The organism is Streptomyces polygonati (genome assembly GCF_042650325.1).
Classification (GTDB): domain Bacteria; phylum Actinomycetota; class Actinomycetes; order Streptomycetales; family Streptomycetaceae; genus Actinacidiphila; species Actinacidiphila polygonati.
In genome coordinates, this window is the sequence record NZ_JBHSBB010000016.1 from 26,750 (window position 1) to 45,823 (window position 19,074).

17 protein-coding genes and 1 tRNA gene are annotated in these 19,074 nt (G+C 71.8%); 10 read left to right on the forward strand and 8 right to left on the reverse strand.

Annotated features, from left to right (window positions below; genetic code table 11):
• Positions 1-17 precede the first annotated feature (17 nt).
• Entirely contained in the window at positions 18-857 is an 840-nt protein-coding gene (locus ACFO3J_RS24750; protein WP_386433256.1) for a tyrosine-protein phosphatase, read from the reverse strand.
• A gap of 134 nt (positions 858-991) precedes the next feature.
• Positions 992-1,450 (reverse strand): ATP-binding protein, encoded by a 459-nt coding sequence (locus ACFO3J_RS24755; RefSeq protein ID WP_386433259.1) that lies wholly within the window; start codon positions 1,448-1,450, stop codon positions 992-994.
• Between the two features lie 178 nt (positions 1,451-1,628).
• Between ACFO3J_RS24755 and ACFO3J_RS24760 the strand changes: the two genes are divergently transcribed.
• The 5 genes from ACFO3J_RS24760 to ACFO3J_RS24780 all read left to right on the forward strand — a co-directional run bounded on the left by ACFO3J_RS24760 (position 1,629) and on the right by ACFO3J_RS24780 (position 4,685).
• Positions 1,629-2,456, forward strand: coding sequence for a helix-turn-helix domain-containing protein (locus ACFO3J_RS24760; RefSeq protein WP_386433432.1), 828 nt, complete (start codon positions 1,629-1,631; stop codon positions 2,454-2,456).
• A 105-nt stretch (positions 2,457-2,561) separates the two neighbouring features.
• Complete coding sequence (locus ACFO3J_RS24765) at positions 2,562-2,777, forward strand: DUF397 domain-containing protein (RefSeq protein ID WP_386433435.1); 216 nt, start codon at positions 2,562-2,564, stop codon at positions 2,775-2,777.
• Positions 2,774-2,905, forward strand: a complete 132-nt coding sequence (locus ACFO3J_RS24770) for a hypothetical protein (RefSeq protein WP_386433262.1) — start codon at positions 2,774-2,776, stop codon at positions 2,903-2,905. The genes ACFO3J_RS24765 and ACFO3J_RS24770 overlap by 4 nt, the downstream gene beginning before the upstream one ends.
• A complete protein-coding gene (locus ACFO3J_RS24775; RefSeq protein WP_386433265.1) occupies positions 2,902-3,708 on the forward strand; it encodes an SAM-dependent methyltransferase in 807 nt (268 codons plus the stop codon). Before ACFO3J_RS24770 ends, ACFO3J_RS24775 begins: the two co-directional genes overlap by 4 nt.
• 173 nt (positions 3,709-3,881) lie before the next feature.
• Positions 3,882-4,685: an SAM-dependent methyltransferase gene (locus tag ACFO3J_RS24780; RefSeq protein WP_386433438.1), complete on the forward strand. Its 804-nt coding sequence runs from the start codon at positions 3,882-3,884 to the stop codon at positions 4,683-4,685.
• Between the two features lie 76 nt (positions 4,686-4,761).
• Here the strand turns inward: ACFO3J_RS24780 and ACFO3J_RS24785 are convergent, their stop codons facing one another.
• Entirely contained in the window at positions 4,762-5,790 is a 1,029-nt protein-coding gene (locus ACFO3J_RS24785) for a saccharopine dehydrogenase family protein (protein ID WP_386433268.1), read from the reverse strand.
• Positions 5,791-5,892: 102 nt separating this feature from the next.
• On the opposite strand from ACFO3J_RS24785, the gene ACFO3J_RS24790 reads away from it, so the two are divergent.
• The 3 genes from ACFO3J_RS24790 (at position 5,893) to ACFO3J_RS24800 (ending at position 9,943) form a co-directional block, all read left to right on the forward strand.
• Positions 5,893-6,156 carry a DUF5302 domain-containing protein gene (locus ACFO3J_RS24790; RefSeq protein ID WP_386433270.1) on the forward strand — a complete coding sequence of 88 codons (264 nt, stop codon included), beginning with the start codon at positions 5,893-5,895 and terminating at the stop codon, positions 6,154-6,156.
• Positions 6,157-6,277: 121 nt separating this feature from the next.
• Positions 6,278-8,293, forward strand: coding sequence for a M3 family metallopeptidase (locus tag ACFO3J_RS24795; RefSeq protein WP_386433272.1), 2,016 nt, complete (start codon positions 6,278-6,280; stop codon positions 8,291-8,293).
• Positions 8,294-8,659: 366 nt separating this feature from the next.
• Positions 8,660-9,943, forward strand: coding sequence for an MBL fold metallo-hydrolase (locus ACFO3J_RS24800; protein ID WP_386433274.1), 1,284 nt, complete (start codon positions 8,660-8,662; stop codon positions 9,941-9,943).
• Here the strand turns inward: ACFO3J_RS24800 and ACFO3J_RS24805 are convergent.
• The 3 genes from ACFO3J_RS24805 to ACFO3J_RS24815 form a co-directional block, all read right to left on the reverse strand.
• Entirely contained in the window at positions 9,919-10,536 is a 618-nt protein-coding gene (locus ACFO3J_RS24805; protein ID WP_386433277.1) for a GNAT family N-acetyltransferase, read from the reverse strand. The two genes, ACFO3J_RS24800 and ACFO3J_RS24805, sit on opposite strands and share 25 nt — an antisense overlap.
• Positions 10,533-13,571: a glycoside hydrolase family 2 TIM barrel-domain containing protein gene (locus ACFO3J_RS24810; protein WP_386433280.1), complete on the reverse strand. Its 3,039-nt coding sequence runs from the start codon at positions 13,569-13,571 to the stop codon at positions 10,533-10,535. The genes ACFO3J_RS24805 and ACFO3J_RS24810 overlap by 4 nt, the downstream gene beginning before the upstream one ends.
• 924 nt (positions 13,572-14,495) lie before the next feature.
• Positions 14,496-14,786 (reverse strand): YiaA/YiaB family inner membrane protein, encoded by a 291-nt coding sequence (locus tag ACFO3J_RS24815; RefSeq protein ID WP_386433283.1) that lies wholly within the window; start codon positions 14,784-14,786, stop codon positions 14,496-14,498.
• A gap of 244 nt (positions 14,787-15,030) precedes the next feature.
• Here ACFO3J_RS24815 and ACFO3J_RS24820 point away from each other — a divergent pair.
• A tRNA-Pro gene (locus ACFO3J_RS24820) sits at positions 15,031-15,104 on the forward strand.
• Positions 15,105-15,300: 196 nt separating this feature from the next.
• Here ACFO3J_RS24820 and ACFO3J_RS24825 read toward each other — a convergent pair.
• Both ACFO3J_RS24825 and ACFO3J_RS24830 read right to left on the reverse strand, forming a co-directional pair.
• Positions 15,301-16,527, reverse strand: a complete 1,227-nt coding sequence (locus ACFO3J_RS24825; RefSeq protein WP_386433286.1) for a site-specific integrase — start codon at positions 16,525-16,527, stop codon at positions 15,301-15,303.
• Positions 16,528-16,815: a helix-turn-helix transcriptional regulator gene (locus ACFO3J_RS24830; RefSeq protein WP_386433289.1), complete on the reverse strand. Its 288-nt coding sequence runs from the start codon at positions 16,813-16,815 to the stop codon at positions 16,528-16,530.
• A gap of 1,694 nt (positions 16,816-18,509) precedes the next feature.
• On the opposite strand from ACFO3J_RS24830, the gene ACFO3J_RS24835 reads away from it, so the two are divergent.
• The gene (locus ACFO3J_RS24835) at positions 18,510-18,980 is read left to right on the forward strand and encodes a hypothetical protein (protein ID WP_386433292.1); all 471 of its coding nucleotides are present in this window, start codon (positions 18,510-18,512) and stop codon (positions 18,978-18,980) included.
• The last annotated feature ends 94 nt before the right edge of the window (positions 18,981-19,074 follow it).

Genomic DNA, 19,074 nt, shown 5'->3' on the forward strand with positions numbered 1-19,074 from the left:
CGCCGCCCGGGATCGGCTCAGTCGGTGAGCAGCCGCTCCTTGAGCCGTGCGTGCCGCTCCGGGGTGAGCCCGAGACCCTCGGCCAAGTAGCGGTCCACCGAGCCCCATCGCTCCTCGATGGTGGCGAAGGCGGCCCGCAGGTACTCCACCCGGGCCTCGAACAGCGAGCGGAGCAGTTCGCGGATGGCCGGGTCGATGGCGGCGCCGGTGCTGCCGTCGCCGCGCACCACCTTGTAGCGGTGGTTGCGGGCGTTGCTCCTCAGGTAGTCGGCCTCGATGGCCGGCCGCGGCACGCCCAGCGCCAGCAGGATGATCGCGATCGAGGTGCCGGCCCGGTCCTTGCCCGCCGCGCAGTGCAGCAGCGCCGGGATCGCCGGGTTCTCGGGGTCGGTGAGCAGCGCCAGCATCCTGGAGTGCTCGCCGGTGCGCTCCAGGACGATCTTGCGGTAGGCCTCGGCCATCCGGGCCTCGCCCTTGCCGCCGCCCAGCAGTTCGCGCAGCGCCGCCAGATCGCCGTCGCGGACGACCCGCCAGAAGCCGGCCCCCTCGGCCGGGTCGCTCAGCGGCATGTTGAGGTTGCGGGTGCCGGCCAGCACGGTGTCCGGCCCCTCCAGCGCGATGTCGTCGCCGCTGCGGAAGTCGAAAACGGTGTGCAGGCCGAGGCCGGTGAGGAAGGCGGCGTCCTCGGCGGTGGCGTGCGCGAGATGGCCGCTGCGGAAGAGCACGCCGCGGCGCACCCGCCGCCCGTCGCTCGTGGGCAGGCCGCCGACGTCACGGAAATTGCGTACGCCGGCGAGCTCGCTCCCGGTTTCCGGCTCTGATCCGTCCGGGGCGGACTCGCGCGTGTCCTGCGTCACCGGCGCTCCTCATTCGTCGCTGGGGGCTGGGGCCTGCCCCGGTGCCGGGGCACTGGCGACGATACGGCAGCACGGTGACGACGTACCGACTGGTATGTGGGTGTCGGCGGCGCGGGGAGGGCCGGCCGGGAAAGTCAGCGGGGCGCGTGGTGCGCGGCCAGTTCGGCCCACACCACGCGCCCCGTGCCGCCGTCTGCCGGGTCCGATCCCCAGGCCAGCGAAAGGACGCTCACAAGGAGCAGTCCCCGCCCGCCTTCCTCGTCGGCATCGGCGGCGCAAGGCTCGGGGACCCCGGTTCCCCTGCCCTGGTCGGTGACTTCCAGCCGGACGAACGCACCCGAGTCCTGCAGTACGCAGGTGATCTTCTCGCTGTCGGTGTGCCGTACGGCGTTGGTGAAGAGTTCCGTGATCACCAGACTGGCGTCGTCGCACAACTCCAGGTCCGCGCCCCACTCGCTGAGGCGCATACGGACCCGCCCACGGGCGTCCGCCACGGACGCGTTCATCGCGGGCAGCCGGAACACGTCTCGGCGGCGGTAGTCGCCGACGCCGACACGGCTCGCGTGCCGTACGGCATCAAGTGAAGGAACCACTCCGCAACTATGGGGCTCGTGACGGACACATGGCAAGCTTCCTATCTGTAATTTACAGAATCGCCTGAACACGCTGTCGCGGGGCGCTGACGACATGACACACTGCTTGGCAGTCAAACAAGTTGGAGGATGAGTCGTGATGGACCCGCGGCCGGGTGGTGCTCCGACCGTCCTGCGCATGGTGCTCGGGAAACGCCTCCAGGACCTTCGGGAACAGGCCGGGCTCAGCTATGAGGAAGCCGGACGCACTCTCGATGTGACGCACGCCACCATCCGCCGGATGGAAAAGGCGGAAGTCGGGCTGAAGCTCCCTTATGTCGAAAAACTCCTCACCACCTACGGCATAACCTCCCCCGAGGAGATCGGCGGCTTCCTCGCGCTGGCCCGCGAGGCCAACCGCCCCGGCTGGTGGCACAGTTTCCGCGACGTCCTGCCCGACTGGTTCAGCGCCTTCGTCAGCCTCGAAGGCGAAGCCGCCGTCATCCGCGCCTACGAGCCGCACTACGTCCCCGGCCTGCTCCAGACCCCCGACTACGCCCGCGCCGTGCTGCGGGCCGGGCTGCCGCACGCCGCGACGGACGAGATCGACCGGCTGGTCACCCTGCGCACCGAGCGCCAGGCGCTGCTGCTGCGCCGTGACGCGCCGCCGCTGCTGTGGGTCGTGATGGACGAGACCGTGCTGCGCCGCCCGATCGGCGGCCGCACGGTCATGCGCGACCAGATAGGCGCCCTGATGGACGCCACCGAACAGGCCAACGTACGGCTGCAGGTGATCCCGTTCACCGCGGGCCCGCACCCGGCGATGTACGGGCCGTTCCACATCTTCCGGTTCCAGCTCCAGGAGATCCCCGACATCGCGTACGCCGAAAGCCTGGTCGGCGGCGTCTATTTCGATGAACGGGACGATGTTTCCACGTTCCTGGAAGCACTCGACCGGATGTGCGCGCAGGCAGCGCCGGCACAGAGCACCAAAGCCATCCTCGATGGCATGCGCAAGGAGATCTGAACCATGGATCGCACCACCAACGACCGCGTGGACGCAGCCATATACAACGGTGTGTACGCGTACGAAGACTTGTACGAAGCAGTTTACGACGGTGTCTACAACGGGATGCCCGCCACCGAACTCGGGGTGGACGGCTGGCGGAAGCCGTGGAGCGGCGGGAACGGCGGTTCCTGTGTCGAGGCCAAGCGGCTCAACGACGGACGGGTGGCGCTGCGGCAGTCCACCGACCCGCACGGCCCGGCGCTGATCTACACCAACCACGAGATCGCCATGTTCATCCTCGGCGCCAAGGCCGGCGAGGCGGACTTCCTCCTGTCATGACGGCCGAACCCGTGCCGTTCGAGCACGACACGCACCACGGCGGCGGGCGGCGCCACCAGCGCCCCCGGCCCGGCCGGCAGCACCCGTGGGACCAGCACCACATATCGATGAAGCGGAGGACGGCGTGACCGACCAGGGATTCCCCGTCGAGGAGATAGACACCAGCAGGCCGCACCCGGCCCGCATGTACGACTACTTCCTCGGGGGCCGGGACAACTACGAGGTCGACCGGGAGGCCGCCCACCGCGTCCTCGATGTCGCCCCCGAGGTGCCCGCGAGCGCCCGGGCCAACCGCGACTTCCTGGGCCGCGCGGTCCGCCACCTCGCGCGCAGCGGCATCCGGCAGATCATCGACATCGGCACCGGTATCCCCACCTCGCCCAACACCCACGAACTCGCGCACTCGGTGTCGCCGGACGTACGGGTCGCCTACATCGACAACGACCCGATCGTGGCCACCCACGCCGGCGCCCGGCTGCTCGGGACCGGCAACACCGGCTTCTTCCTCGGCGACATGCGCGAGCCGGCCACCATCCTGGACCACCCCACCATCGGCAAGCTGATCGACTTCGACCAGCCGGTGGCCCTGATGCTGGTCTCGGTCCTGCACTTCGTCAAGGACGACGAGGACCCGGCGGGCATGATCGCCGCCTACCGCGACGCGCTGCCGTCCGGCAGCCTGCTGGTGCTCTCGCACGCCACCGGGGATTTCCACCTCGACCACGTGGACGAGGTGCTGGAGGTCTACAAGAAGGCCTCCGCCAGCCTCACCGCCCGCACCCACGCCGAGGTGCTGGCGCTCTTCGACGGCTTCGAACTCATCGAACCCGGCCTGGTCCAGGTGCCGTTGTGGCGGCCCGACGGTCCCGAGCCGGACCCCGACGAACTGCGCGGCATCTCGGTCTACGGCGGCGTCGGCCGCAAGGCCTGATCCCGGCCGGCCGTAACCCTCCGCACCGCCGGTGCCACCCGTGGCACCGGTACGACCTGTGGCATCCGTACGACCTGTACCGACCGGACATGATCGGCTTCCCCCGGCCCGCCCGGGGGAAGCCCACCCACCACCGAACGACCGCGGACCGAAGCGGCGAGAGCGAGGACGGCGTGACCGACCAGGGGTTCCCCCTCGAGGAGATAGACACCAGCAGGCCGCACCCGGCCCGCATGTACGACTACTACCTCGGTGGCCGGGACAACTACGAGGTCGACCGCGAAGCCGCCCAGCGGGTCGTCGATCTGTTACCGGACATCATCCCGGCGGCCCGCGCCAACCGGAACTTCCTGCACCGCGCGGTGCGCTTCCTGGCCGGCAGCGGCATCGAGCAGTTCATCGACATCGGCACCGGCATCCCCACCTCGCCGAACACCCACGAGATCGCCCAGTCGGTGTCGCCGGACATACGGGTCGCCTACATCGACAACGACCCGATCGTGGCCACTCACGCCGGAGCCCGGCTCACCGGGGCCGGCAACACCGGCTTCTTCCTCGGCGACGTACGCGACCCGGCGAGCATCCTGGACCACCCCACCATCGGCAAGCTGATCGACTTCGGCCAGCCGGTCGCGCTGATGCTGGTGGCCGTCCTGCACTTCATCAAGGACGAGGAGAACCCGGCCGGCATCGTGGCGGAACTGCGCGACGCGCTCCCCGCCGGAAGCCACCTGGTGCTCTCGCACGCCACCGCGGACTTCCACGCCGACAGCATGTCCGAGGTCTTCAAGATCTACACCAAGGCCACCGCGACCTTGAACACCCGGCCGCGCGACGAGATCGTGGGCTACTTCGACGGCTTCGACCTGCTCGAACCCGGCCTGGTCCAGGTGCCGTTGTGGCGCCCGGAGCAGCCGCAGTCGGCCAAGGACGTGGCCCGGGTCGGCTTCTACGGCGGGGTGGCCCGCAAGGGCTGAGCCGGGGCCGGGCCGCCGCCGCGCGCGATGCGGCTCCGGCGTTCCCGGCGGCGGCCCGGACCCGCCGCCGGTCCGGTCAGCGCAGGGCCGCGACCGTCACCGTCACCCCGTCGAGGGTGCCGGCGAAGTCCGCGCCCAGGGCGCGCGAGGGCGTCTGGAAGCCGGCCGGCAGCTCCGGCAGCCGGGTGACGATCCGCAGCACCGCGTCGGCGGTCATGCGGTACGGGCTCGGCCCGGTCAGCGTCGCGGTCACCGTGTTGCCCGCGGCGTCCCTGGCCCGCCCCCACACCTCGCTCCGGGAGGCTCCCAGCGCCCGCTCTCCCGGGCCGCGCACCACCTGCCCCACCGCCCCTGACACCACCCGCCGCAGCGGGCCCAGCCGGAGTGCCCGGACCACCGACAGGGCCGGGCCAGCCAGCACGGTGTACGTGGTGATGTCCGGGATGCCCGTCGAGTGGTAGGCGGTGCTGACGTCGCCCCACGGCACCGACACCACCGTGCGCGCCCCGGACGGGAAGGCGGCCCGCACCTGGCGGGAGCCGAACGGCACGCTGCGGATCTCGCCGCCGGCCCTGACCTTGCCGCCGTCGGCCGCGCCTTCCAGCGCGGTGCGCGCGGTGCCGGGGCTGGCGCCGCCGCCGGTCCGGATGGCCAGGTCGAGCTGGGTCGCGTCCGGCAGCCGCGCGGCGAGCAGCGCCGCCACGCAGTCGGTGGGCACCACGTCGAAGCCGGCCCCCGGCAGCAGGGTGATACCGGCCGCCGCGGCCCGGGGGCCCAGCGCGTGCAGCGACTCGAAGACGTCGATCTCACCGGTTATGTCCAGATAAGGGGTTCCGGTGTCGATACAGGCGGACGCCATCGGCAGCGCGGTGCGCACGAACGGGCCCGCGCAGTGCGCCACGCTGTCCACGCCGTCCAGCCCGCGGCGGACCGCACCCGGCTCGCCCAGTCCGAACACCCGGTGCTCCAGGCCGAGTTCGGCGGCGAGCGGGACCAGCTTGGCGGCGTTGCGCCCGGCCAGCACGGGCCGCTGCCCCTGCGCGACGGCGCGGCGGGCGATGAGGCGGCCGGTATAGCCGGTGGCGCCGTACAACAGCCAGGTCATGGGTCTGTTCCTCCTCGGAGGTGGTGACCGGAACCGTACACGCGCGGTCCCGCGAGTCGATATCGGGTGGGCGGTCGGCTCCCGGCATGCGACGCTGGTGTCATGACCGACCCAGAGCACGAAGCCACCCCGGCCGCTGACGCAGAACCCCAGGACGCCGCCGCGGCCGACGACCCCGAGACGGCGCCCCAGCCGCCGGACCCGGACGAGGACGAGGTGAAGCGGAAGTTCCGCGAGGCGCTGAACCGCAAGCAGGGCGCCCGCCAGGCCGGCACCGGCGGCGTGGGCCCCGACCAGTCCAAGGTCCACGGCGCCCACGGCCGTGCCGGCGGCCCCCGCGAGTTCCGCCGCAAGAGCGGCGGCTGACACCGCGGGCCGCGTCCGACACCTCCCCCCTCCCACCCGGAGGAACCCGCCCGCCCGGCGCACCCCGCCGGGCGGGCCGCTTTCCCGGCGTGCCGCGCCGCCCCCGGCGTAGGGTCGAACGGTGACGACGAATCCCCTCCTCCACCGCAGCGAGCTGCCCTATGAGCTGCCGCCGTTCGCCGAGATCCGGGACGAGCACTATCTGCCCGCCTTCGACCGCGCGCTGGCCGAGCACCTGGCGGAAGTCGAGGCGATCGCCACCGACCCCGAGCCGGCCACCTTCGACAACACCCTGGTGGCGCTTGAGCGTTCGGGTGAACTCCTGGACCGGGTCCGCGCCGTCTTCGAGAACCAGGCGTCGTCGCATGTCACCCCCGCCCTCCGTACGATCGAGCCGCGGGTCAGCGCGATGCTCGCCGAACACGCCGACGCCGTCCACCTCGACCCGGCGCTCTTCGCCCGCATCTCGGCCCTGTACGAGGCCCGCGACACCCTCGGCCTCGATCCGGAGTCGCTGCGCCTGCTGGAGCGCTACCACACCGGTTTCCGCCGGGCTGGCGCCGAGCTGTCCGAGGAGGGCCGGCGGCGGCTGCGGGAACTCAACGCCGAGATCGCCGCCGCCTCCACCGCCTTCGGCCAGAACGTGCTGGCGGCCAACACCGCCGACGCGCTGATCCTGGACGACCCCGCCCAGCTGTCCGGCCTGTCGCCCGCCGAGATCGCCGCCGCCGCCGAGAACGGCCGCGAGCTGGGCCACGAGGGCCGCTGGGTGATCAGCCTGAAGAACTTCTCCAACCAGTCCGAGCTGGCCGCGCTGGACGACCGCGAGGTCCGCCGGCGGCTGCTCGACGCCTCCCTGAACCGCGCCCGGGACACCAACGGCCCGCTCGCCGCCACCCTGGCCACCCTGCGCGCCGAACGCGCCGCCCTGCTCGGCTACGACAGCCACGCCGCCTATGTGGTGGCCGACCGCACGGCCGGCAGCACCCAGGCCGTCACCGACCTGCTGGCGCGGCTGGTCCCGCCCGCCGTCGCCAACGCCGAACGCGAGGCCGAGGCACTGGCCCGGCTGGCCGGCGGACCGGTCGAGGCATGGGACTGGGCCTACTGGTCCAGCCGGCTGCGCAAGCAGCGCTACGACATCGACGAGGCCGAGCTGCGGCCGTACTTCGCCCTCGACAAGGTGCTGCGGGACGGCGTCCTGCACGCCGCCCACGAGCTCTACGGCCTCACCTTCACCGAACGGCCCGACCTGCCCGGCTACCACCCCGAGGTACGGGTCTTCGAGGTCTTCGAAGCCGACGGCAGCGGCCTGGGCCTCATCCTCTTCGACTTCTTCGCCCGCGAGTCCAAGCGCGGCGGCGCCTGGATGAACGCCCTGGTCAACCAGTCCACCCTGCTGGGCAGGCGACCGGTCGTCGTCAACAACCACAACATCCCCAAACCGGCGCCCGGCGAGCCCGCGCTGCTCACCTTCACCCAGGTGATCATCCTCTTCCACGAGTTCGGACACGCCCTGCACGGGCTCTTCTCGGCCGTGCGCTACCCGTACTTCGCCGGCACCGGCGTGCCCAGCGACTTCGTCGAGTACCCGTCCCAGGTCAATGAGATGTGGGGGCTGTGGCCCGAGATCTTCGCCCACTACGCCACCCACCACGAGACCGGTGAGCCGATGCCGGAGCGCACGGTGGCCCGGATGCGGGAGGCGGCCCGCTTCGGCCAGGGCTTCGCCACCGTCGAGTACCTCGCCGCCACCCTTCTCGACTGGGCCTGGCACACGCTGCCGGCCGGCGCCGACCCCGGCGATCCGGCCGGCTTCGAGGCCAAGGCCCTCCAGGACGCCGGCCTGGCCCTCCCGGCGATCCCGCCGCGCTACCGCACCGCCTACTTCACCCACATCTTCAACAGCCAGTACAGCGCGGGCTATTACTCCTACATCTGGAGCGAGGTGCTGGACGCCGACACGGTCGACTGGTTCCGCGCCCATGGCGGCCTGCGCCGCGCCAACGGGGACACCTTCCGCCGCGAACTCCTCTCCCGGGGCGGGAGCGTGGACCCGATGACGGCGTTCGCCGCGCTGCGGGGCCGCGCGCCGAGGGTGGAGCCGCTGCTGGAGCGGCGGGGGCTGGCGGGGTAAGCGGGGCCGGCACTGCGAGTGGGGCTGTCGGGCCAAGCGGGGCCGGCGGGGCAGGCAGGGTTGGCCGGGCAAGCAGGGTTGGCGGGATACGGCGAGCGGCAGGGGGTCCGCCACCCCGTGTCCCTCCGGCGGGGGCGGCGGCGACGCGGGGTCCCCGGCCGTCGCCGGAAGGGGCTCCTACCGCTCCACCCGTACCGCCGTCGGTGCCTCCACCTGCGCTCTTACGGCGGCCGGTCCCGGCCCGGGCCGAGAAGCGCTGCGGGACACCTGACGCTGAGCGACGCCCGGGCCCGCCACCGAGGCCCCGTCCGTCGCATAATGGGACCGGCGAAAACCCGCCGACCAACGATCCCGCCTGGAGGTCCCGTGACCGGAACCGGCCGACCGCCCTCCCGCCTCGTGAGGCTGCGCCCCGCACCCTTCGGCGCGGACCCCGCCGGCGCCCGGCTGGAGCGCATCCTCCGCTCGCCGAACTGGGCGAACGGCGCCTTTGTGAACCCGGTCGGAGCCCGCAGCGTCCCCAGCGGCGGCCTGATCAAGTCGCTGCCGGCCAACCTCCGCAAGGAGGCCCGGCTGCCGCGCAAACCGGCCCGCCCGATCCCGATCCACCCCACCACCCTCACCGACCTCGCCGTACCGCCCGCCTCCGGGCTGCGGCTGACCTGGATGGGCCACTCCACCGTGCTCGCCGAGATCGGCGGCCGGCGGGTGCTCTTCGACCCGGTGTGGGGCGAGCGCTGTTCCCCCTTCTCCTTCGTCGGCCCCCGGCGCATCCACCCCACCCCGGTCCCGCTGGCCTCGCTGACCGGCCTGGACGTCGTGGTGATCTCGCACGACCACTACGACCACCTCGACATGCCCACGATCACCGCGCTGGTCCGGAGCGACGTGGTGTTCGCGGTGCCGCTGGGCGTCGGCTCCCACCTGGAGCACTGGGGCGTACCGCCGGAGCGCCTGCGCGAACTGGACTGGAACGAGTCCACCGAGGTCGCGGGCCTCACCCTGACCGCCACCCCGGCCCGGCACTTCTGCGGCCGCGGGCTGCGGGGCCGCCAGCAGACCCTGTGGGCCTCCTGGGCGGTCACCGACGGCACCCACCGCATCTACCACAGCGGCGACACCGGCTATTTCCCGGGCTTCGCCGACATCGGCGCCCAGCACGGCCCGTTCGACGCCACGATGATCCAGATCGGCGCGTACAGCGAATTCTGGCCGGACATCCACATGACCCCGGCCGAGGGCATCAGGGCCCATGCCGATCTGTCCGGCGGCGCGCCCGCCGGGGTGATGATGCCCATCCACTGGGCCACCTTCAACCTCGCCCAGCACCCGTGGGCCGAACCGGGGGAGGGCACGGTGGCCGCCGCCCGCGAGGCCGGCGCGAAGATCGCCACCCCCCGGGTCGGCGCGCCCTTCGAGCCCGCCGACCCGCAGCCGGACGACTGGTGGTGGCGCGAGGTCGCGGTCCGGCCGGCGGGCGGCTGGCCGGCCCAGCCGACCGCGACGATCGCCGGGGGAGGGGACATCGGCGAAGCCGGCCGCGCCACGGGCAGCGGTGAAGCCGGCGGCGGCGCGGCCGGCGCGGTGGAGGAAGGCAGCGGCGGCGAAGGCGAGCGCGAGGACGGTTACGAGGTGGCCCGCCCCAAGTAGGTCAGCGCTCCCGCGTCCGGCAGCTCGATCTCGTGGAAGCCGAGCCGGTCGTAGAAGGCGCGGGCACGGGTGTTGATGGTGAGCATCCCCAAGTGCACAGCCGGCACCCCTCGTTCGGCCAGTGCGTCGAGGAAGCTCTTCATCAACGCCCGCCCGTACCCGCTCCGCTGGAAGCCGGGCAGCACATCGATGTGCAAGTGGGCCGGGTAATCGGCCAGTTCGGGCCGCACCAGCCGCTCCGGGGTGTGCAGCAGCCAGGCCATCATCTCGCTCGGCGTGACCGGTTCACGGTCCGGCGCGGGCCAGCGCTTCTCCACCGTCGGCAGCCACTCCTTCCGGAACCGCCGTACGAACTCCTCGGTGTCGGCCGTCCCGAGGACATAACCCACGGTCCGACCGTGCCCGTCGTCGAGCACGAAGGTCGACTCCGGCTCCAGCACCGCGTACGGCGCGGCGAAGATCGCCCCGAGCAAGTCCCGGTCCCGATCCGGGTAGGCGCCACTGGCGTCCTCACCCGCGTCACCGGTCCCCACACAGATGTCGTAGAGCGCGGGCAGGTCCGCGGGGCGGTAGGGGCGTATCACGGCATTCATGAGATCTCCCGGTCCGAAGCGTTCTGATCGTCCGACCCGCCGTGTGCGGTGGTCGGTTCGGGCGCGGGCAGCGGTTCGGCCACTTCCGCCGGATCGGCCTGGCCGTCCGCGGCCCCCAGTGTGCTGAAAGTGAAGGAGAAGGAGGCCGGCGCCGCCCTCAGCCGGAAGGCGGGCAGCACCTCGGGCCCGCAGGCGTGGCTGCCCACGCCGTGCAGGGCGTGGTCCAGGTGCACCCACAGCGTGTCCTCCCGCCGCAGTTCATGGGTGTGCCGGGCCGCGTCCAGCGCCCGCGTGCTCCACGGCCGTACCGTCAGCCAGAAGGCGGGCGCGCCCTCCACCCGTACGCCCGAGCCGTCCGCCCGGCGCAGCTCCGCCCAGCGCACATCGGCCCGCGCGCCGTTCTCCTGCGGGCGCACGTACGGCGTCTGCAACGCGTCCACGCCGGAGGTGTAGCGGCCGATCCTGGAGGCCGCCCGCGTGTCGGGATACGCCTCACCGGGCCCGCCGCCGTACCAGGTGGCCGTGTCCAGCGTCGGGCACAGCCCCAGGCGCACCCCGAGCCGGGGCAGCGGCAGCGGCCAGTCGCCCTCCGGCGCCACCAGCACGTCCAGCCGCAGCCGGCCGCCGGTGGCCGCCCACGAGTAGACGGCACGCAGCGCGATGTCGGAAGCGGCCGGCGCCACCCTGGTCACGACGGTGAGGGTCTCGTCGCCGAGCGAGACCCGCTCCGCGCGGTGCCGCATCCGGTGCAGTCCCGACTCGCGCCACAAACGCTCCAGCTGGCCGTCCGGATGGCGCGGGGTCCCCCGGTCGTTGTCGACCGGCGCCCGCCACACGTCCAACTCGGGGCCCTGCACCGGGCTGCCGTCCAGATACCTCAGCACACCGGTGGCCGCGTCGAAGGTGCCGGGCCCGAGCACGATCAGGCCGCCCTCGGCGAGCCGCGGCGCGTGTCGCCTGCCCCGGTGCGCCACCGCCCGTCCGCCCCACTCCAGCACCGACGCGAACTGGGTCCAGGCCACCTCGTGCCCGGCCGGCGCCCACGCGGTGTCCTCGGCGAGCACCGCCCGCACCGTCCACCACGCCTCCACGGCGGTCGTGGTGCGCGGCAACCGGGGCAGCTCCACCTCGGCGCTCTCGCCCGGCCCGAGCGGCGGCACCACCAACTGCCCGCCGTCGCCGGCCGTACCCCCCTCCTCGTACGACCAGCGGAAGGTGAGTCCCGAAAGGTCGGCGAAGTCGAAGCAGTTGGTGACGGTCACGATGCCGCGCCCGCTGTCGCCCACCAAGCGCACCGGCTCGATCACCTTCTTGTACTCGACCAGGCCGGGCGAAGCGGTCCGGTCGGGGAAGACCAGGCCGTCGCAGACGAAGTTCCCGTCGTGCAACTCCTCACCGAAGTCGCCGCCGTAGGCGTAGTAGGGCGTCCCGTCCTCGGCGGTTCGCCGCAGTCCGTGGTCGATCCACTCCCAGACGAAGCCGCCCTGGCAGCGCTCGTAGGTCTCGAAGATCCGCTGGTACTCCGACAGGCCGCCCGGCCCGTTGCCCATGGCGTGCGCGTACTCGCACAGCACGAACGGCATGTCGCGCCGCCGCCGGTCCGACTCCGCGTCCGCCAGCGGCGGTTCGCTCCGACGGCCGATCAACTCGGTCTCGGCGTGGTCGGCGTACATCCGCGAGTAGACGTCGACATCGGCGCACGAGCGATCCCCCTCGTAGTGGATCGGCCGGGCCGCGTCCCGCCGCCGTATCCACGCCGCCATCGCGGACAGCCCGCGCCCGGTGCCGCATTCGTTGCCCAGCGACCACATCACCACCGAGGGATGGTTCTTGTCGCGCTCCACCATCCGCGCCGCCCGGTCCAGCAGCGCCGGCGTCCACCGCTCGTCGTCCACCGGATTGCCGCGCCAGCCCACCACTTCGAAGCCGTGCGTCTCCAGATCGCACTCGTCGACCACCCACAGCCCGATCTCGTCGCACAGCTCCAGGAAAGCGGGATGCGGCGGATAGTGGCTGGTGCGGACCGCGTTGATGTTGTGCCGCTTCATCAGCAGCAGATCGCGCCGCATCGTCTCCATGTCCGCCACCCGGCCGTGGTCGGGGTCGAACTCGTGCCGGTTCACCCCGCGGAACAGGATCCGCCGGCCGTTGACCTTCAGCACCCCGTCCTCGACGGCGACGGTACGGAATCCGATCCGCAGCGGAATCCGCTCGCCCTCGGTGGCCAACTCCGCGTCGTACAGCCGCGGCAGCTCGGCCGACCACGGCTCCACCGGCACGATCACCGGCTCGCCGGTCGGGATGTCCAGCCCCAACTCCGGTACGGTCACGGTGCCCTGGGGCTCGCAGTCCACCCGCAGCGTGCCGGTCCCGGTGGTGTGGTCGTAGCCGCAGTGCACGAAGAAGTCCGTCACCGCGCCCTCGGGCCGCTCGATCAGCGTGACGTCCCGGAAGATGCCGGGCAGCCACCACATGTCCTGGTCCTCCAGATAGCTGCCCGACGACCACTGGTGCACCCGCACCGCCAGTACGTTGCCGCGCGGGCTGAGCAGCTCCCCGACCTCGAACTCCACCGGCAGCCGGCTGCCCTTGAAGGTCCCCAGCTCCGCGCCGTTCAGCCAGACCCGGGCGCAGGAGTCCACCCCGTCGAAGCGCAGCAGCGCCGCCCCGCCCGGCCAGTCGTCCGGCAGGTCGAACATCCGCAGGTGGTCGCCGGTCGGATTCTCCGTCGGCACGCGCGGCGGATCGACCGGGAAGGGATAGCGCACATTGGTGTACGCCGGACTCCCGTGCCCGTGCAGCGGCCAGTGCGACGGCACCGGCAGTACATCCCAGCCTGACGCGTCGTACCCGGGCCGGGCGAACGCGTCGTCCTCGGCCGCCGCGCTCCCCGACAGCCGGAACCGCCAGGCCCCGCCCAGATTCACCCGCCGCGCGTCGGACACCGCCCACCAGGCCCGCGGCGGAAGCGCTCCCGTGCTCGGCGAGACGTCCTCGTAGTACGGGAGGGTCCCGGACGGGGGCGGGTGGTGCATGGGGCTGCTCCTCGGGTGGGCGGGTACGGTGGGGCGACAGCGATCGGATGGGCCGGAGCGTGCCTGGGGGTGCGGCTGTGACGGTCCGGGTCTCTCGGCGGTTCCCGGCCGGTTTCGATGATCCGATTCTGCTGAGGAGGTAGGCGTCACGCTAGGGCGTGGATCACGGATTCCGGCTGGTTTTACGTACACCCTTCCGTGCATCCCGCGGTGCTCGCGCGGCCGCGCGGCGCCCGGAAAAACCAAGGGGCCTGCCCTGCAGCGCACTTGACCCACCGCCCGACCGCTGGGACCATGCCCGCCCCGGAATTCCCGGCGGAACCCAGAAATGGCGCAAACCCTCGTCCTGACCGCCCCCCGGGGCACGCTCCGGCGGGCCGATTTCCGGCCTCTCGCTCTGATCGTGGTCGTGGCGGGGGGCGGTGGCGGCGGTGGCCGCCGTCGCGGTGGCACGGCTGATCCGCGGCGTACAGCCGTCCGGCGGAGCAGCGCGACGGCGGGCGCGAAGCCGACCGTGGCCAGGATGAGGACCACCGAGACGCCGCGGGCCGGACCGCGCGCACCAGACGGCTCCATCAGATCCCAGGCCCCCGTCGCCCCCGAGGCCCCCGGAAAGCCGCCCGCGCCCCGCCTCCTCCCCCGGCCCGGAGGCCGAGCGGCCGCAGAGAGTCGGGCGACCCGCGGCAAGGGGGGCGTCACCGACTGTTAGAGGGACGGCGGCGGTGGAGCCGCTGGAAGGGCGCGGGGGAGGCTTGCCGCGCCTTGGTCTCCCGGAGCGCGGCGTCGGGCGAGACGGCCTCTCCCGGGGCGCGCGCGTGGACGGGCCGGCATCTCGGTGGGAACGGTCACTGGACAGGTCGCGCGAAGCGGGCGCCCCTCGCCTCCCGGCGACGGACGCCCGCTTCCCACCGGCCCCCGCCCCGGCTATATCCCGTCCACCTTGAACGGATCATGCTCCGTGAGCAGCTTGTCCAGCCGAGCCTGATCCACCCGGCTCACCATCTGCCCGACCTCCTGCCGGTCCCGCACCACCTTCGCCAGCGTGAACGCCGCCGTCACCACATACAGCAGCCCCACCCCCAGGAACGCCCGCTCCCATCCCCCCACCGGCAGGTAGGCCACCCCCACCACCATCGCCCCTAGCGCCAGGGCGAACGAAATCGCCGCCTGCGCGGCATAGGCCGCCGTCGTCTGCTGAGTCATCACCTTCGCCATCCCCCCACGATCCCCCACCGTGACCCACCCCACATGAGTACCCGTACTCATCCCGCCCCGGCCGCCGCCCCCGCCGCCCCCACCTTCACCGCCCGAGCCCCGGCTGCTGGAGCCCCCGCCCTCGTGCCCGCGCCCACCCGGCCCCTCACCCCCACCCGCGCCGCCGCGAGCAACCACCCCTCGAGGTGCGCTATTCTTCTCATGCACGGTCACCCGGACCCACCACCCCGGGCCGACCAAGCACCGGGACGTGGCGCAGCTTGGTAGCGCACTTGACTGGGGGTCAAGGGGTCGCAGGTTCAAATCCTGTCGTCCCGACGGTGCACGAAGGGCCCGTTGGACTGGCATCTTGCCAGGTCAGCGGGCCCTTCGGCTTGTCGGCAGCGGTTTTCATGTGACGGGGCGTCAGGTTTCTGGGGACCACCTGGGGACCACGGTCGCGGAAAACCCGCAGGTCAGGGCAGTTTCGTCAGGAGCCGGGACCGTCTCCACTGTGAGCAGGGTTGTCCGGTTCCTACAACCTCCGGAGGGTCGCGGACATGCCGGGGGCGGGCGGCGGGAGGCCGGGGGTAGTGGTCAGGTGGTTGCTGAGGGTGCGGCCTGCGTGGACCACGGACTGCAGGTCGGGGTGGAGGTAGCGCTGGGTGGTGTGCAGGGAACCGTGGCCGGCGATGAGGCGCAGGACGTGCAGGGGTACTCCGGCATCCGCCAGCCATGTGAGGCCGGTGTGGCGCAGGTCGTGGCGGCGCAGGTGTTCGTAGCCGAGGGACTGGACGGCGTCGTCCCAGTGGGTTGCGTCGCGCAGGACGGCGGTGGTGATGCGGCCGCCGCGTGGTCCGGTGAACAGGCGTGCGTCAGGTCTGTTGCCGAGGGCGAGCACGCGCTGGGCGACCATGGGGCGCACCTCGTCGATGAGGGGGACACGGCGGGCGGTTTTGCCTTTGGTGTTCTTGTCGGCGAGGCCGCCGGGGGAGGGGGTGGTCTGGCGTCGCAGGGTCCAGATCCAGTTGGTGGTGTCGATGTCCTTGACCCGCACGCCGGAGACCTCGCCGATGCGGGCGGCGGTGCAGGCGGCGAAGGTCACCACATCGCCCCAGCCGGGGTACCGGTCGTGGGAGCGGGCGACCAGGGCGTCGGCGAGGTCCTGCAGGGCGTTCCAATTGGGCAGGGCGAGGGAGCGGGGGTTATCGAGTTCGTCCTCGGCCAGCTGGTACTGGCGCTGCCAGCCCTTGATCCGGGCGGGGTTGGCGGTGATGAGGCCGTCGCGGACGGCCTGTTCCATGACCCGCACGAGGACGGCGAGAGTGTTCTTGACCGTGGAGCGGCCCTCTCCGTCGGCGATCCAGGCGTAGACGGTGCGGTCGACGTCACCGTTGGCGATCATGGTGATGGGCAGGTGCCCGAGCGCGGGCACGACCCGCAGCCGCCACCCTGCCAGGTAGGGGTCGGTGGTCTTGGGTTCCAGTCCGCGCAGCGCGAGTTGCATGTGGGCGTTGCCGTATTCGGCCAGGGTCTGGGTGGCGGCCGACGGGTCGATCCCGCGGCCTGCCGAGGCCAGGAGGGCGTCGATCCACTCCTGCGCGTCATCGTCGGTGGCGTGCATCTGGGCGACGGAGCGGCGCTGTTTGGTGGAGGGGTCGGTCCAGCGAACGCGTGCCTTGTAGGGGAGCTTGCGGCCGGGGCGGTGCTCGATGTCGTGCGACAGCGGGACGGCGGTGGGGAGTTGGTGGCGGTAGGGCAATCAGGCCGCCCTTCGCCGGGTGACGGGTATGGTGCGCCGGTCGGCCAGCCAGGTGTGAAGGTCGCCGGTGTCGTAGAGGACGACCCGGTCGGACAGGCGGATGAACGGAGGTCCCTGCGGCGGCTGTTCGGCCCGCCACCGTCGCACCGAGGACGGATCGACCCGCAGCAGGCGGGCCACCTCCTCGGTGGTCAGCAGCGGTGACGCCCGCAGCCTTGCCGGGGCGACTTCGACGGGGTGCGGGGGCGCGCCCGTGTCAGTTGTTGGTATGGCGGAGTCCTGCGGCAATGCACTTCCTTGATGTCGGCTTCAGGAACAAGACCCAACGATGGGCGGAAGCCCTTCCAAGTCCAGCCAGGCGGTGGCTGTTGTCCACAGGAGAACAGCCACCAGCTGAACCGGGGTCTCGTTTCCATCTTCATCAGGAAATGCGTTTTGCCTGACGGCATTTTCCGTGTTATCAGCCCGTCGGAAGGCTGTTGCCAGTCGGCCGGGCACTCCCAGCGTGGCACCAGCGGGGCACGTAGCGGACGGAACTGGTAAGCGCGCACGTGACGCCAAGAAGGGGCAGTTGGTGCCTCGGTGCGATGAGTGGGCGCGGCGTCGAGGAGAGAGTGACAAGCCACCTCAGTCGAGAGCGAAGGCCCGCACGCCGAGGAAGCTCGGCGGGGCAAAAAAGAGCAACGGCTCCGGAGGCCGGAGCTCTTTCCGTAATTTCCGCAGGTCAGAGCGTTATCTGACTTCTTGTCATGCGCTCTGCGTCACAAATACGCCACTCGCTCCGAGCTGAAATCTGAGACACCGTCAGGTGTCCCCGTGTCGATCGGTCACCCGGTATTCGTACCCTTCCCGGTGCGCTGGCATCCCTGGCCGAGACCAGCGTTGGGGGGCGTGAAGGAGTGCGATCGGGCACACATGCTTTCCGGTTGCGCTGGGTGACCTTGGTTTCGCTGGCAGAACGCGGTCATCCTCGGATCGAGGCTGGGCCGTTCGGGGGGTGGTGCGGATGGCGGTTGGGAGTGGTGGGCAGTTCTGCCTCCTCGACGTGAGGGGAGTGGGCATGGTGCAGCAGTTGGTGCAGGGCGGGTTGGCCGGGGCGGGTGGCGGGTTGGTGATCGGCTGCCAGCGAGGGCGGGAGTTCCGGCACGATGCCCCGGCGGAGCGCGCCCGGGGTCTGGCCGCGGTGGCGGGGGAGTTGGGTGCGGAGCTGGCGCGGGCGCTCCGGGTGGGGCTGGCTCAGTCCGGTCCGCGCCTTACGGGTCTCGGGGTCCGTCGGAGCTGACCTGGTACGCGTTCGCTGTCGTCTATGCGCGGGATCATTGGGTGGGGCGGGCGGCGACGACGCGCAACGAGACGAGTGAGGCTCTGGCTCTGGTCACGAGGGCGTTGCTGTGGGACGTGCCGGGCCGGCCTGGTGAGGATGTGCTGCACCGGGCGCTGCGCTCGTGGGCGTTCCTGGGGCCGGGCGCGAGCGAGCACGACATCCCCGCTCGGGACCGGCTGGTCCTGGCGTGGGTGGCGAAGGCGTCCAGGCCGCTGGTCGACCTGCACGACCCGGTCGTGGCCCGCAGTGTTCTGGAGGCGCTGCGCCTCAGGCGCGACGGGAGCGCGGCGGCGCTGGAGACGGTGCGGCGCAAGCGCAAAGTCCTGGTGAACGCCCTGTACTACGCGATGGAGCAAGGAGAGTTGGGCAGTCATCCGCTGAACCGGATCCGCTGGCGGGTTCCGAAGCAGGCCAGGTCGGTCGACCCGCGGTCGGTGATCAACTCCCACCAGGCCCGCGACCTCCTGGCCGCCCGCTCCTACGTCGGCAGTTACAGACTGGCCAAAGAGCGCAGGCTCGTGGGCTTGTTCGCGGGCATGTACTATGCCGGTCTCCGTCCCGAGGAGGCCGTCGCGGTGACCCTGCCGGACTGCACCCTGCCAGAAACCGGGTGGGGCCGGCTGGTCCTGCACCGCACCCGCCCCCAGGCAGGCAAGAAATGGACCGACAGCGGCGAGGTCCACGACGAACGCGGGCTGAAGAACCGGCCGCCCGGCGAGGTCCGCATCGTGCCCTCCCACCATCCCTGGTCGCGATCTGGCGCGACAGCGTCCAAACCCACGGGACCGCACAGGACGGGCGACTGTTCTTCACCGAACACGGCAACATCGTCGGCTACACCATCGTCCACCGCGCCTGGAACGAAGCCCGCGCCCTCGCCCTGCCTCCCGAACTCGCCGCCACCCCGCTCGGCAAACGCCCCTACGACCTGCGCCACTCCGCCCTGTCCACCTGGCTCGCAGCCGGCGCCGCCCCCGCCGAAGTCGCCCAACGCGCCGGCAACAGCGTCGAAGTCCTCCTCACCCGCTACGCCAAATGCCTCTACGACCCCCAATCCATCAGCAACCAGCGCATCGAACACCTCCTATCCGCCTGCGACACGCAGTCTGAGTCGGACCGAGGACGGTAGGAGACAGGGCAACGACGGCCCATCCAGGATCGGAGTGAGCGGTCGAGCGTCCGGTTCTAGGCTGCCCGGGCCGCCTTCGAGTGGTCCGCCCCGG

What these genes read in the sequence shown, in the direction of transcription:
- ACFO3J_RS24770 (WP_386433262.1), top strand. Translation starts at nt 2,774, where the DNA reads ATGACGGCCGAACCCGTGCCGTTCGAGCACGACACGCACCACGGCGGC.
- ACFO3J_RS24835 (WP_386433292.1), top strand. Translation starts at nt 18,510, where the DNA reads ATGGACCGACAGCGGCGAGGTCCACGACGAACGCGGGCTGAAGAACCG.
- ACFO3J_RS24815 (WP_386433283.1), bottom strand. Translation starts at nt 14,786, where the DNA reads ATGGCGAAGGTGATGACTCAGCAGACGACGGCGGCCTATGCCGCGCAG.
- ACFO3J_RS24805 (WP_386433277.1), bottom strand. Translation starts at nt 10,536, where the DNA reads ATGAATGCCGTGATACGCCCCTACCGCCCCGCGGACCTGCCCGCGCTC.
- ACFO3J_RS24790 (WP_386433270.1), top strand. Translation starts at nt 5,893, where the DNA reads ATGACCGACCCAGAGCACGAAGCCACCCCGGCCGCTGACGCAGAACCC.
- ACFO3J_RS24765 (WP_386433435.1), top strand. Translation starts at nt 2,562, where the DNA reads ATGCCCGCCACCGAACTCGGGGTGGACGGCTGGCGGAAGCCGTGGAGC.
- ACFO3J_RS24785 (WP_386433268.1), bottom strand. Translation starts at nt 5,790, where the DNA reads ATGACCTGGCTGTTGTACGGCGCCACCGGCTATACCGGCCGCCTCATC.
- ACFO3J_RS24810 (WP_386433280.1), bottom strand. Translation starts at nt 13,571, where the DNA reads ATGCACCACCCGCCCCCGTCCGGGACCCTCCCGTACTACGAGGACGTC.
- ACFO3J_RS24760 (WP_386433432.1), top strand. Translation starts at nt 1,629, where the DNA reads ATGGTGCTCGGGAAACGCCTCCAGGACCTTCGGGAACAGGCCGGGCTC.